Source organism: Salmonella sp. SJTUF15591, from assembly GCF_043356435.1.
Classification (GTDB): Bacteria; Pseudomonadota; Gammaproteobacteria; order Enterobacterales; family Enterobacteriaceae; genus Salmonella; species Salmonella enterica.
Map to the genome: position 1 here is coordinate 233,599 of NZ_JBEUJO010000001.1, position 13,054 is coordinate 246,652.

General features: G+C 47.2%; 11 protein-coding genes and 2 pseudogenes. 6 read left to right on the plus strand and 7 right to left on the minus strand.

Annotation, left to right across the window (positions count from 1 at the left end; genetic code table 11):
• Together nhaC and ABVM99_RS01090 are read right to left on the minus strand one after the other, a co-directional pair.
• Entirely contained in the window at nt 1-1,452 is a 1,452-nt protein-coding gene (gene nhaC / locus ABVM99_RS01085; RefSeq protein WP_001276631.1) for a Na+/H+ antiporter NhaC, read from the minus strand.
• 143 nt (nt 1,453-1,595) lie between these two features.
• On the minus strand, nt 1,596-2,603 hold the full coding sequence (locus ABVM99_RS01090) for a LacI family DNA-binding transcriptional regulator (protein WP_023194799.1): 1,008 nt from the start codon (nt 2,601-2,603) through the stop codon (nt 1,596-1,598).
• A gap of 257 nt (nt 2,604-2,860) precedes the next feature.
• Here ABVM99_RS01090 and ABVM99_RS01095 point away from each other — a divergent pair, with 257 nt between their 5' ends.
• Nucleotides 2,861-4,327 carry a hypothetical protein gene (locus tag ABVM99_RS01095; protein WP_024145441.1) on the plus strand — a complete coding sequence of 489 codons (1,467 nt, stop codon included), beginning with the start codon at nt 2,861-2,863 and terminating at the stop codon, nt 4,325-4,327.
• A 254-nt stretch (nt 4,328-4,581) separates the two neighbouring features.
• On the opposite strand, the gene ABVM99_RS01100 is transcribed toward ABVM99_RS01095, so the two are convergent.
• Nucleotides 4,582-5,562, minus strand: coding sequence for a nitronate monooxygenase family protein (locus ABVM99_RS01100; protein WP_017441349.1), 981 nt, complete (start codon nt 5,560-5,562; stop codon nt 4,582-4,584).
• A 173-nt stretch (nt 5,563-5,735) separates the two neighbouring features.
• A complete protein-coding gene (locus tag ABVM99_RS01105) occupies nt 5,736-6,644 on the minus strand; it encodes a LysR family transcriptional regulator (protein WP_001176641.1) in 909 nt (302 codons plus the stop codon).
• A gap of 412 nt (nt 6,645-7,056) precedes the next feature.
• On the opposite strand from ABVM99_RS01105, the gene ABVM99_RS01110 reads away from it, so the two are divergent.
• A complete protein-coding gene (locus ABVM99_RS01110; protein ID WP_001276022.1) occupies nt 7,057-7,245 on the plus strand; it encodes a DUF29 family protein in 189 nt (62 codons plus the stop codon).
• A gap of 274 nt (nt 7,246-7,519) precedes the next feature.
• On the opposite strand, the pseudogene ABVM99_RS01115 reads toward ABVM99_RS01110, so the two are convergent.
• Nucleotides 7,520-7,666 (minus strand): annotated as a pseudogene (locus ABVM99_RS01115) (DUF1493 family protein); the annotation flags it as partial.
• Between ABVM99_RS01115 and ABVM99_RS01120 the strand changes: the two are divergent.
• Both ABVM99_RS01120 and ABVM99_RS01125 read left to right on the plus strand, forming a co-directional pair.
• Nucleotides 7,659-7,844 (plus strand): annotated as a pseudogene (locus ABVM99_RS01120) (type II toxin-antitoxin system RelE/ParE family toxin); the annotation flags it as partial. The pseudogenes ABVM99_RS01115 and ABVM99_RS01120 sit on opposite strands and share 8 nt — an antisense overlap.
• A 170-nt stretch (nt 7,845-8,014) precedes the next feature.
• Entirely contained in the window at nt 8,015-8,404 is a 390-nt protein-coding gene (locus tag ABVM99_RS01125) for a RidA family protein (protein ID WP_023195707.1), read from the plus strand.
• Nucleotides 8,405-8,461: 57 nt separating this feature from the next.
• Here ABVM99_RS01125 and ABVM99_RS01130 read toward each other — a convergent pair whose 3' ends face one another.
• On the minus strand, nt 8,462-9,535 hold the full coding sequence (locus tag ABVM99_RS01130) for an S-adenosylmethionine:tRNA ribosyltransferase-isomerase (protein WP_023195708.1): 1,074 nt from the start codon (nt 9,533-9,535) through the stop codon (nt 8,462-8,464).
• 192 nt (nt 9,536-9,727) lie between these two features.
• The gene (locus ABVM99_RS01135) at nt 9,728-10,216 is read right to left on the minus strand and encodes a MarR family winged helix-turn-helix transcriptional regulator (RefSeq protein ID WP_001293634.1); all 489 of its coding nucleotides are present in this window, start codon (nt 10,214-10,216) and stop codon (nt 9,728-9,730) included.
• Between the two features lie 44 nt (nt 10,217-10,260).
• Between ABVM99_RS01135 and ABVM99_RS01140 the strand changes: the two genes are divergently transcribed.
• Nucleotides 10,261-11,769, plus strand: coding sequence for an FAD-dependent oxidoreductase (locus ABVM99_RS01140; RefSeq protein WP_017441357.1), 1,509 nt, complete (start codon nt 10,261-10,263; stop codon nt 11,767-11,769).
• Complete coding sequence (locus ABVM99_RS01145) at nt 11,759-13,000, plus strand: MFS transporter (RefSeq protein ID WP_023195722.1); 1,242 nt, start codon at nt 11,759-11,761, stop codon at nt 12,998-13,000. Before ABVM99_RS01140 ends, ABVM99_RS01145 begins: the two co-directional genes overlap by 11 nt.
• The last annotated feature ends 54 nt before the right edge of the window (nt 13,001-13,054 follow it).

The following is a 13,054-nucleotide window of genomic DNA, read 5'->3' on the forward strand; positions in this document are numbered from 1 at the left end:
TTATTCCGTCACTGACGATTGCGGCGACTTTTCTGAGGCGGAGGCAGTTCTGGCAATACCAATTCCGCTAAAACCATAAATTAATGCGAAGAAGATTGCCGCATAGCATTGGATAGCCCAGGGCAGAAGATCAAGCGTGCTAACGCCCAGCGTGGTTGCCATGTAGACGCCAGCCGAGGTCCACGGCAGGAGAGGTTCGATAACGGTACCGGCATCTTCTATCGTCCGTGAAAGGTTTTTAGTATCCAGCCCCATACGACGATAGGCATCTTTAAACAGTTCGGCGGGAACTAACAATGCCAGTTTACCGTCGCTGGTCGCTCCTGTGACCAAAATTGTGGTGCCGATAGTGGCGGCAATGAGTTGACCAACGCTATGAATAATGGTCAGCAGTCGGTTAATGATGATCGTTAACGCGCCGGTTAACGTTAGCGCTCCGGCAAATGAAAAAGCGCAGAAAACTAACAGTATTGTTCCCATCATCGAGAACATTCCGCCCCGGTTTAGCAGGCGCGGAACATCGGCCACGACACCTTCTGCGCCTTGTGGGAACATGGCGATATCAAATCCATCAATGAAAGCGTCCAGTCCCTGTTTGATGCTCAGTCCCTGCATGATGACGCCGAGGAACAAGGCAAGCACGCAGGCGCTTAACATTAATGGGATGACAGGCTTCTTGCGAATTGCGCCCCACAGTACGATCACCGGCGGCAAAATAAGAACAATATTAAAATGGTATAGCGACTCCAGCGAGTGGATGATGTCCGTAACGCGCTGCGGCGTGGCCACCTCGCCCAGCATATTACTGTGTCCGGCGATAAGATAAACCACGGCGGCAAGCAGGAAACTTGGCAGGGTCGTCCAAAGTAAATGCTGAATATGCTCAAACAGAGTAGTGTCTGCGACAATCGCGGCAAAGTTAGTCGAGTCGGACAACGGTGAGATTTTGTCGCCGAAATAAGCGCCAGAAACAACGGCGCCAGCTGCTGCTGCAAGAGACACGTCCAGCCCGGCGGCAACCCCCATTAACGCAACGCCAACCGTCCCGGCGGACCCCCACGATGTACCGGTACAGACGGAGACCACGCTGGTTAAAAAGAAGGCTGCAATCAAAATATATTCCGGGCTTATGAGTTTTAGCCCCCAGTACACCATGTAGGGAATGGTGCCACTAAACATCCAGGTGCCAATCAAACCGCCCACGCAGATCAGGATCATGATAACCGGCATTGCTTTAGCCAGCTTATCCACCACTGAGTTGATGATGTCTTCCCAACAGTATCCTTGCCACCATGCAATGCCTGCCGCTACCGCCGCAGAGCACAGAAGGAGCGGTTCGATACGTAGCCCCATGATGCCGTAACCGATAATCAACAATAACAACATGGAGATGACTGGGATTAGCGCTAAACCCAATGACAGCGTTTTCTTCTTGTTTTGTGATGCACTCATAATGGAGCTCCGGTCAGTAAGGTAGCTCAAGGGTAGGGTGATACGCTTCTCACTACTGTGATCCATTACTTTCGTCCATGTAACCGATTACATGAGAAGAGTTAATTTGATAGTCATCACAGTTTTTACTGTTGACGACGCATTCATCGTGAAAAATAGGGCGCGACAGAATCGCGGATCACCAGTTCGGCATTGAAATGATTGCTGCTGGGCGGCGGCGTAATGCCCTGGTATAACTGTATCGCCAGTTGCGCGGCACAGCGCGCCATTTGTTCGACCGGATAATGCATTGTTGTTAACGCCGGATAAAGATACCGGGCCAGCACCACATCATCAAAGCCGACAATAGAGAGCTGTTGCGGAAGCTGAACGCCGCGTTGATGAAGAATACGCATAATGCCAGCGGCCATCACATCGTTAAACGTGACCGCTGCCGTAAGGGGAAGCCCGCTATTAATAAGTTGATGCGCGGCCCGCTCGCCGCCTTCTTCGTTAAACGGAACGCTAATCACCCAGCGAGGGTCTGGAGAAATACCATATTCTTCCAGCGCCTCACGGTAACCATCAAGGCGTTCCTGACGATCAATAATTGGCAAGTCAGATGTCACACAGGCAATGCGCCGATGCCCGTTCGCCAGGAGATATCGGGTCGCTTCCCTGGCGGCGCTGCGATTTTCCAGCCAGATACACCGGTTGGCCATACCGGCGATATAACGATTAACAACAACCAGCGCTGGAAAGTGGGCTGCGTAGCGCAGCAGCTCTTTATCCGGTAATCGGCTGGCGTGTACAACAATAGCCTCACAGCCTTGATTAACCAGAAAATCCAGTCCCGCTTTTTCCATTTCTTCATCGTGGCCGCCGCTACATACCATCAAGCGATACTGCTGCTTACGAGAAACATCTTCTACGCCGCGAGCAAGGTGGGCAAAAAAAGGATCAGCCAGATTGCCGGTTAACAATCCGAGCATATCGCCGCTGCGTTTCGCCAGCGCGATAGCGGCGGCATTCCGGCGATAATTGAGATCGCGCATGGCTTTCTCTACACGTTCGCGCGTGACGGGTTCAACCCACGCGGTCTGGTTAATGACGCGTGATACAGTCGCGGTTGATACACCGGCCATGGATGCAACATCCTTTATTGTCGCCATGTTAAGCTCATATTTGTTCGTTTAAAGGGTATCAAAGCCATTGATTATCATGTTATGTAGAAATCAGTGCAATCACTGCGGCGCAGCCTGAGTTTATAAACATTTTTAAAATCATCCTAAATCCTGGTAACTGCAAATTTTAGTAGCTACCTCAATGAGTTATTGACCACTGAATTTTCTACGATAACATGACTAACAATATACACATGATAAGAACCACTACACTGGGAAATCGTTGCGTGGTGGTTCGGAGATAGATGATGAGTAGTATTACAAAAAGCATACAGAATGAATATGTTTTATTGATGGAAAACGCTTTTTCTGAAAAATATAAATATGCATTCAGAAATTTAGAACTGAAAGAATTACGTAGATTCATCCTGAAAGAGCTAATTAGCTCTCCCGAGTTAGATAATCAACTTACAAACCTAATCGTGTTGCTAAATAAATTTTGGGATACTCACGCCGCGGCGCTTATAACAGAAGTGCAGGCGTCTAAAAGTTATCGATTATTACTTCCGATTCAACGCTTTGGTTATAATATATCTAATCACCTTAGATCTCTGGGGATTTATTTTGATAGCATCATAATGGTTGATCCATTACATTTTCCTTCTCTTGGCTCTCTGCATTCATTTTTGTCATTGCCACCAGATAATAGTTATGTCCGCATGCGCAGGTTGGTATTACTTGAACATGTTTCCAATCTATTTCGCGCCATCCCATTTATGACTATTGATGATGATTATCCAATTTTTCTAATCGTTCCTGAATTACTGGATTTTGATAAAGAACGCAATCATGAACAATCTGCCGCTTTTCTAAGTCAGCTCTTTTTTAAAGATAGAAAAATGGATTACGCTACTTATTTAGCGTTTCTTGAGCACTTTGGGAGAAATGAAGAAACATTCCAGAAGATCCTAACAAATAAAGAATTATTAAAAACATTGCTTGATAATTTCAATAACATCGAAAAAGAAGTCTGGGTTTACGATACAGATTTAAAGAGTTTTACAACAAGAGAGGTAGATCTTCTGGATTACGATCTGCCGTCAGCTATAGCAACCTTACTGGGTAAGGTTGAAGGTGCAATTTATGCACAACGATCAACTCAATTATCGGCAACACTATTAGGCATTGATCCGGTTATTTATAGTAACCATATGTTTTTACATGAATGGACTACGGAGCAGTTGGTCAAGGATTATGGTAAATTAAATCCTCTTTCTTCTGAAGAGCAAGCGATTACAATGGGCCTTTCAGCCGCGGAAGTAAAATTCCTTACTGCGCTTTCCGATCTGGAATTAAAAAAGATTAGAGAAAGAGGTCAACTGGAATCCTTAAGGCATGAACTAAGAATCTCAAGGCATGACTTGCAAGGAAAAACACCAGATCAAATGCAAGATGCGGCAGATAATTTTTCAAAACATTTAATCAATGTGGTCGAAGAGTATGGAAAATCGCATGAATCAGCCATTAAGAACTCAAAGAAAAAAAAGATCTCATCTGGATTAATTTTTGCAGGAACAGCCACGTTAGGTATAGCTTCACTTGCCATGCCGCAATTGACATTACTTTCAGCAGCAGCAACGGGAATTGGCCTGGCCTTTGGAGGTAAAAGTCTGGCAGATATTTTTAGTGAACATAAAGCACATAAAAATGAAATCCAGATATTAGAAAAAACACCCGTATCGCTTTTGTATGGGGCATATAAAAAGAAATAGTCATACTGTGTATACCGTCTGGTAGCGGAAGTCAGTTTTTGAAGCAATTGTCGTAAAGTTACTCAAACAATCATTTCGGCTTTGCTGATAAGCACAGCGGCTTGTCCGGTGGTGAGCCGGTAGTCACAGGGTAGGGGAGGAATACATCCTATGGCGTTTCAATGTCTGAAAACACTACCACATCTTGTGTCAGAGGGCCGCTGCGCGCCAGGCCGTTTCGCAAAGTTCGATTGCTTTTGCAGTCAGTACTGCCCTTAACAAATAGCCAGCTCGTTCACGACCTCAGCTACGCTCTTGATGCTGCGGATATTTCCGATGCCCGTGCCCAGCGCAATGTATCCTTCATCTGTATTACCTTCCAGCATGCCGATACGCAACCCGCGTAAACCTCCCATCGTCTGGGCCAGTTCTTCATTGCTTGCACCAGCTTTATCCATCGACACGAGCTTGTCAGCCAGCTTGCCAGGAAGTGAGCGGTAGTAATCTGGCAGGGTACGGAAAAGCAGCAAATCCAGGCCGTTAGCATTAATGATTTTATCCTTTACTGACTGCGGCACACGGCTTTCTTCTGTCCCAATAAACACCGAACCAGCAAAGACACCCTCTGCTCCCAGCGCATGAGCAGCACGGGCGGTACGGCTATCGGCAATCCCGCCTGCAGCCATGACGGGAACACTTTGCACCGAGTCCGCAATCAGCGGTACGATCGAAAAGGTGCCAAGCGCGGTGCCAGGCAATGTGCCACCTTCATCAAAACCTGTTGCAACAATAATGTCGGCGCCGGCTTTTTCCGCTAAACGTGTATTTTCAGGTGTCGGATTAATATCGCGGTAAATAATTGCAATACCCGACTCTTTTAGTTCATTAAACAGCGAAGTGATAATAGCTCCTTCTCCGTAACCGGTATAAACAACAGCTTTTACTCCCTCTTCCTTTATTACCTGTAGGATAGGCGGAGTCCAGATGTCGTTTTCAGGGGTTGGAATAAGGTTCACCCCGAATGGTTTTTCGGTAAGTTTTTTGGTTTTACGAATTTCTTCACGCATTTTTTCTGCTGTTTCTTCAGGCGTTGATACAGCAGTTTCCGCTGTTAAGCCCGCATTTGGGCCAAGCACACCCAAACCACCGGCGTTGCTTACGGCTGCAACCAGTCTTGCATCGGTAAGCCAGGACAGTGGGCCTTGTATAACAGGTTTTTCGATACCCAGGATCTGGCAGATACGGTTGTACTTCATGAGGTGATCTCCTTCGAACAAATTTTCAGCCAGCCTTTTAGGCGACTGTGGTAGTTAATTAATCTGAAGAAGATCTTAAGCCTCTTTATTGTTACGAAAAACCATCCAATCTTTAAAACAGAATTACTGATAAAGTAACAATAGTCAGGTCGGATATGCACGAAAGAGCGTTATCAGAGATGTGCATCCGGACCAAAAACCTCGCACAGCCAGTCGATGAATACGCGGACTTTAGGTGCCAGATACCGACGATCCGGGTAAAGCAGTGAAACCGGTTTTGGCGGGGGCGGGAAATCAGTGAGGATCTCTGTCAGCTCTCCACTGGCAATAAAGGGTGCAAGAGACGGACGCAATCCGTGTAGAACACCCAACCCCGCCAGCCCGCATGAAAGAAACGCTTCTGAATTGTCTACCAGGATGCTGGAGGGAATTTTTATTGACGCGATACTGCCATCAACCGTGAATTTCCACTCCATTATCTGCAGGCTGTGATTACTGAAAAAATTTACAGCCCGGTGGGACTTCATCAGCTCATCGATAGAGTGCGGCGTGCCATGCTTCGCAAGATAAGATGGCGCAGCACAAGTCACCATGGCTGCCGTACCCAGACGTCTGGCAACAAAACTGGAGTCATTAAGCTCACCAAGTCGGATGACGCAGTCCACACGCTCGGCAATCAAATCAATCTTGCGATCGGACGTGCCAAGTACAATCTCAATATCCGGGTATCGGTTCTGAAAATCTCCAAGAGCCGGAATGATGACTGCCCGGGCGAGCGTAATAGGGACGTCAAGGCGCAGGCGGCCTTTCGGCGGTTGCGTGCTGGAAAATAATCGCCGGACGTCGTCCAGCTCGCTTAAGAGCGACAGGCAACGCTGGTAAAACTCTTCCCCTTCATCCGTCATACTGACCTGTCGTGTTGTACGATGCAGGAGCTTAACGCCCAGATCATGTTCCAGATTCTGAACGGCGCGGGTAACAGCAGGGCGGTGCAGCTCAAGCACCTCCGCCGCGCGGATAAAGCTCCCTTGCTCTACCACATTGACATAAATATTCATGGCTTCCAGCATATTCAGCTGCATCTGTTCTCAGTCCTCAACCATTATTTGTGTCGAAGGGGGAAGCTCCTTATAACATTCCTGTCTGCTGGAACATATCCCTTTCTGAACCGATTGTTTCATCTGGAGTAACATACTGCTATCGATATATGACTTTTACCGGGTGGTTGAGGTAAGACATGTCATTTGTAGAATCGCTACCAATTCTTCCCAACTTTTTTGGATGTTCGGCGGCGTCGTATACAAAAACAAACAGGCCAGGCGATACGGTTACGCATGTGCAGGTCATGCCAGGCGCGACGTTAAAATACGAACTGATAACCGATGAATTATGTTTGACCGCCGCCAGTGTAGGTGGCGAGTATGAATGCAAGACAATGGCAGACAGTGAATAATCAAACCTCATGAAATGAGGTTCCCATTAATTTTTTAGCCCATGTCAGCGCAGCGCAGGAAAATTGCCCGTCGTCTGGAAAAAAGCCCGTTATTAAAACGGGAACTGTCGGAAATGGCTGTTGAGTCCTACGGCGATGCCGTGTTATCTGCAGCGCGTGAAAAGAGTTTCCCGTCTGAAATGCCGTGGGCGCTCGCTGATGCGCTGCGCGACGATTTCATCCTGGACTGACATACTGACAGTGACGAACCGGTCACAATGGCCGGTTTTTTTATGCCTGCGCGGCGTATGCTGCGTGAAATCATGTGCAGGATAGCGGGTGCAAATCAACAGAATTCACGCAGCGTCACGGCAGGGAAGGGATCAAACTTATGGGCCAGAAGTTTTTTGACATGCACGAATCCAGCCGCCTTAACATGTCTTTTAAATGTTCTGGTTCATTTAACATAATATACATTATGCGCACTATAATAGCGAAAGGCGAAAAGCAGCCCCCAAGCGTGAATCAGTCATACAACCAGCGACCAGCCCTGGCAGACGCAATGAGCATACCTATCGTGAACTCCGGCACCTGAGGAATATCGTTTTTGCGAAACAGATTAAGCAAATACTTTAGCGGTGGTTCTGGCGGATAGTATGTTGTGCTTGAAAACCCTCGGGTTCCGGCTTCTCAATTACATGGAAGAAAGGATCAGTACAAAATTAAGCTGCGTGGTGCAGGATACAGACTGGTGTACAGCGTCGAAGATGAAATTATCACGGTAACTGTCATTGGTGTTGGAAAGCGTGAAAATGATGCCGTCTACAAAGTGACACGACACAGAAGCTAATCACTCAGAAAATGCTCTCTTTCCCGTCAAGCGATACGACAAACAGGCCCAGTTCTTTTATGTGACGGCACCTTGACATATGCCACGTATATGAAACTATGGCCTACGTTGTGTATGTGACATTCATTTTATTCCCGCCCGGAGTGTTTACGCTATCTGAGGATAACATTATGACGCAACGTATCGCGGTTTTTCCTGCTGACCGCCATTCTCTGTATGAGGAACATGGGTATTCCGCAGCCATCCGTTCTGGTGATTTACTGTTTGTTTCAGGCCAGGTAGGCAGTCACACAGACGGAACGCCGGAGCCTGATTTTCAAAAACAAGTGAGGCTTGCTTTTGAAAACCTGAAAGCAACACTGACTGCAGCAGGATGCACCTTCGATGACATAGTGGATGTCACCACCTTCCATACCGATCCAGAGCAACAACTTAACGACGTGATGGCGGTGAAACAGGAGATATTTGCCCATCCCCCTTATCCTAACTGGACCGCTGTTGGCGTTAACTGGCTGGCCGGCTTTGATTTCGAAATAAAGGTTATTGCCCGAATCCCCTGATGCTTATTCTCGGTAAAACCGGTAGCATTATGTGTACCGGTTTTATTTTATTCATCCCTACCCTACATCCTGTATGATTAACATGCAATCACCAAACATATCGAACTGACATGACTGGATATCTTCTGAGGCATAGGCCTTCATGAGTAGATCAACCCCAGCAAACTGACCGGTTAACACCATATGCGTCGTTTTTGGCTGATGTAAGTTCGTTAGCAGGCAGTCAACCACTTTCAGTTGATAACCTGGATGTATATAAAGCGCAGTCCAGCCAGAACTTGCTTTTAGGCAATTGTGCTCCCTCGAATACGCGGACTCCAGGCATCGTGTAACGGTAGTTCCTACGGCAAAAATACGTCCGCCATTTTGCTTCGCAGTATTAATGATATCCGCTGTTGCTTGCGGAACCTCGTAGTATTCTTCGTTGATAGTCACTTCCTCTACACATTTTGTTTGTATTTTTCTGTTGGACAACATTTCTGTTGATGCAACATGTAAAGTAATAAAAGATATTAACCCACCTTTATCTTTGATTTTTTGGATAAGATCCCAGGTAAAATGAATGCCGGCAGAAGGTATTTCCAAAGAACCATACTTTTTAGAAAAAACGGAACGGTAAGCATCTGGATATTTATAAAATAGGCTGGAATCCACATACTCATCAAGACGCTCACCATGACTGGCTAAATAGCAAATTAAGGCCTCATGATTTTCCACGACGGCCCGGTACTGGCTCTCTTCGCTAAACTTTTGCTCTATCTTAATGGAAATTTCAGGGTTATCAACCAAATAGAAAACATCATTCGCGTTAAGCCTTTCTTTTAAAAGTCCGGAAATAATTACTCTATTATTTGGTAAAAATCCCTCTAAAACAATTTTAATTAACTTATTCTGTCTTGTTTTACAGATAAACATATGGTTTATTATAGTACTGTCGTTAAAACAGATTACATCACCTTCTTTGATATAATCTGTTAATTTACTAAAGTCTACCTTATGAATTTCCCCTTTACTCCGGTTGAGGACAAGCATTTTACACTTTTCCCTGTATGAATCATTGGCTATCCAATGAGGTCTGAGTGGGATAGTCATCTGATCGGTAATGCGAAAATCATATTTTTCGGTAAGCATATATTTACCCTTTGAAAAACCATTGATACGGCGATTGTTATATAGCCGTATTCTGCAGTATACGTTGGCCTTTCAAAGGGTGAAAATTAACTCAATAAATGTTGTTATTATATTTACTTTGCTGGCTATTTAATCAATGTCAGATACCGATATTAACCTGGACGATCGGATTTGACCGCCCTTTTCTTTTGCTTATTCCGGCATTGAAGCATCGCTATCCATTGCATCGGCAAACTTTTGCATTAACCGAACAAAGACATCAAGTTCATCCTGAGGCCAGTCTTTAAAAACAACTTTGCCCATTTGCTCTCGCGCAGCGTCTATACGCTCCGTCATCGCCTTTCCTGTCCGGGAAATAACGGCCTCGCGTATACGACGATCGATGGCATTATGTTGCCGTATTATCAATCCCAGCTTCTCCAGTTTGGCGACCTGTCGGCTTACCGTCGTATAATCACGACCGGCACGTTCGGCTAACTCAACAACGCCAATCGGCCCTAAACGTTCGATACTAATAAGGATCGAAAATAGCGCGCGATCGAGTTGAATCCCCGCTTCTGCAATTAATTTCTCATCATTACGAGGCCGGTTAAGCGCGCTTACCACGCGAATCAACGCACCGTGAAGCGCCTTCATTTGCTCGGAAATATGTGTATCTTGCACATTTTTATTTTCTGACATAGCATGTCTCCTCTTATGTGCATAATACACATATCGGAGAGACGATGACAAGATACACCACTACAGATGTACTGATCTGCGGCGCTGGCGTAACCGGGCTTACTTTAGCCATCGAACTGGCGCGTCACGGGATCTCATTTCGCCTGATTGAGAAAAGAACGACGCCTTTTACCGGTTCCCGCGGTAAGGGTATTCAGCCGCGAACGCAAGAAATCTTCGAGGATCTTGGGATACTCAATAAAGTGGTCGCCGCCGGCGGGCTCTATCCCCGATTACGAACCTACCGTCACGACGGAAGCTACGTAGATTCAGATATTGCGCATCATACAAAACCGACCCACGCCGAACCCTACCACCTGCCATTGATGGTTCCACAGAACGTGACAGAAACGATTATGCGGGAGCAATTAAAAGCGTGGGGACACCGGGTGGAGTTCGGCTGCGAGTTACGACATTTTGCGCAAACCCCACGCACGGTCACCGCGTATGTTGCCGGGCCGGCTGGAGAAGAGGTCATCATCGCGCATTATTTGATAGGCGCGGATGGCGGCGGAAGCTTTGTCAGAAAGAAATTAGGCGTCAGCTTCCCCGGCCGTACGTTGGGAATCCATGCGCTTGTGGCTGACGCTTCGCTTTCCGGTCTGAACCGGGATGTATGGCACCATTTTAACGATGGCGATATGGCGCGGATGATAACGATTTGCCCTCTCGCCGGCACGCAGCTCTTTCAAATCCAGGCGTTGTTGGCCCCGGACGACTCGCAGAATTTCTCAGCCGACGTGCTCACGGCTTTTCTTACTGAACGAATCGGGCGGACGGATGTTCGCATCCATTCGATTCCCTGGGTATCGAAGTACCAGATGAATGCGCGCATAGCGGAACATTACCGTGTGGGTAAGGTATTTTTAGCCGGTGATGCCGCTCATGTGCATCCGCCGACGGGTGGGCAAGGGTTAAATACCAGCATCCAGGATGCCTATAACCTGGGATGGAAAATGGCAGCCTCGCTACGGGGCGCAGGAGAAGAGCTTCTCGATAGCTATGAACAGGAACGCCGCCCGGTAGCCGAATCACTGCTCCACCTTTCTACCCGATTACTTGACTCTCAAAAACAGGGTGGCATCAAACGAGAACGCGACGTTCAACAACTTGACATCCAGTATACCAACTCCCCCTTAGCCCACACGTTGCCCGAACGTCAGCATGGGTTACAAGCGGGAGAAAGAGCTCCGGATGCTCCTCTTTTGGGCGCCGGCGGCCAATCATTACGATTATTTCAGTTACTACAAGGTCCGGACTGGAATCTGTTGGCCTACGAAACCCACGGTAAGGTCATCGATGCGCGGCGAGGTCTGCGTATTCATCACATTGGCGAGCAGGACGAGCTCATCGATACCCTGGGGCACTTCCGGGAGTCCTATCATCTGGCCCCGGGTCAATGCGTGCTGATCCGACCCGATGGCTATGTCGGCGCATTCTTTCACGGCAAACAGAGCAACGATATTGAAAATTATCTCTCTCGTTTTGCCATTGGGATTAAAGATGAATACTAATGTCTATGAGAACACCGACAGCGAAACTATCACCCCGCTCAACAAGCGGCGTATTTTGCCTGTTTTCCTGCTTGTCGGCCTTTACGCCGCCAGTACAGCGGCTGTGATGTCGGTACTGCCTTTTTATATCCGCGAGATGGGCGGTTCGCCGCTTATCATTGGAATCATCATCGCCACTGAGGCTTTTAGCCAATTTTGTGCAGCGCCCCTGATTGGCCACCTTTCCGATCGCGTTGGCCGCAAGCGAATACTGATTGTCACGCTGGCTATTGCGGCGATAAGTCTACTATTACTCGCCAACGCGCAATGTATCCTGTTTATCCTGCTCGCCCGCACGCTTTTTGGCATTAGCGCCGGGAATTTGTCAGCCGCCGCAGCCTATATTGCCGATTGTACACACGTCAGAAATCGGCGTCAGGCAATCGGTATCCTCACAGGCTGCATTGGTTTAGGCGGTATTGTCGGGGCAGGCGTTTCCGGGTGGCTATCGCGTATCAGTCTGAGCGCGCCGATCTACGCCGCCTTTATACTTGTCCTTGGGTCTGCCCTGGTCGCGATTTGGGGGTTAAAAGACCATTCCACAACATCACGTACCACAGATAAAATAGCGGCGTTCTCTGCCCGCGCTATTTTAAAGATACCAGTCCTTCGCGTCTTAATCATCGTAATGCTTTGTCATTTCTTCGCCTATGGCATGTACTCTTCACAATTACCTGTTTTTCTTTCTGACACCTTCATCTGGAATGGGCTTCCCTTTGGGCCAAAAGCGTTAAGCTACCTGTTAATGGCGGACGGGGTTATTAATATTTTCGTTCAGCTATTTCTGTTAGGTTGGGTGAGCCAATATTTTTCGGAGCGAAAGCTAATTATCCTCATCTTCGCCCTTCTTTGTACTGGATTTCTCACTGCGGGTATCGCCACGACCATACCAGTGCTTATTTTTGCTATCGTTTGTATTAGCATCGCTGATGCGCTAGCCAAACCCACTTATCTTGCCGCCTTGTCCGTCCATGTATCGCCTGCCCGACAAGGTATCGTCATCGGAACGGCACAGGCATTAATCGCAATCGCTGATTTTATATCCCCCGTATTGGGCGGATTGGTCCTGGGTTATGCCCTGTATGGCGTCTGGATCGGTATAGCTATCGCTGTCGCCATTATTGGTCTGGTGACGGCAATGATTTACCTTTCAAAAAGTTCACCGCTAATAGTGAAACCAGAAACAGAATAATGTGACAACGTCACAAATATTATTGTTCCCTTCTTCCGTTATTTATCAAAAGTA

Coding starts and splice junctions, on each gene's coding strand:
- nhaC (WP_001276631.1), bottom strand. CDS start 1,452: ATGAGTGCATCACAAAACAAGAAGAAAACGCTGTCATTGGGTTTAGCG.
- ABVM99_RS01090 (WP_023194799.1), bottom strand. CDS start 2,603: ATGGCGACAATAAAGGATGTTGCATCCATGGCCGGTGTATCAACCGCG.
- ABVM99_RS01095 (WP_024145441.1), top strand. CDS start 2,861: ATGATGAGTAGTATTACAAAAAGCATACAGAATGAATATGTTTTATTG.
- ABVM99_RS01100 (WP_017441349.1), bottom strand. CDS start 5,562: ATGAAGTACAACCGTATCTGCCAGATCCTGGGTATCGAAAAACCTGTT.
- ABVM99_RS01105 (WP_001176641.1), bottom strand. CDS start 6,644: ATGCAGCTGAATATGCTGGAAGCCATGAATATTTATGTCAATGTGGTA.
- ABVM99_RS01110 (WP_001276022.1), top strand. CDS start 7,057: ATGTCAGCGCAGCGCAGGAAAATTGCCCGTCGTCTGGAAAAAAGCCCG.
- ABVM99_RS01125 (WP_023195707.1), top strand. CDS start 8,015: ATGACGCAACGTATCGCGGTTTTTCCTGCTGACCGCCATTCTCTGTAT.
- ABVM99_RS01130 (WP_023195708.1), bottom strand. CDS start 9,535: ATGCTTACCGAAAAATATGATTTTCGCATTACCGATCAGATGACTATC.
- ABVM99_RS01135 (WP_001293634.1), bottom strand. CDS start 10,216: ATGTCAGAAAATAAAAATGTGCAAGATACACATATTTCCGAGCAAATG.
- ABVM99_RS01140 (WP_017441357.1), top strand. CDS start 10,261: ATGACAAGATACACCACTACAGATGTACTGATCTGCGGCGCTGGCGTA.
- ABVM99_RS01145 (WP_023195722.1), top strand. CDS start 11,759: ATGAATACTAATGTCTATGAGAACACCGACAGCGAAACTATCACCCCG.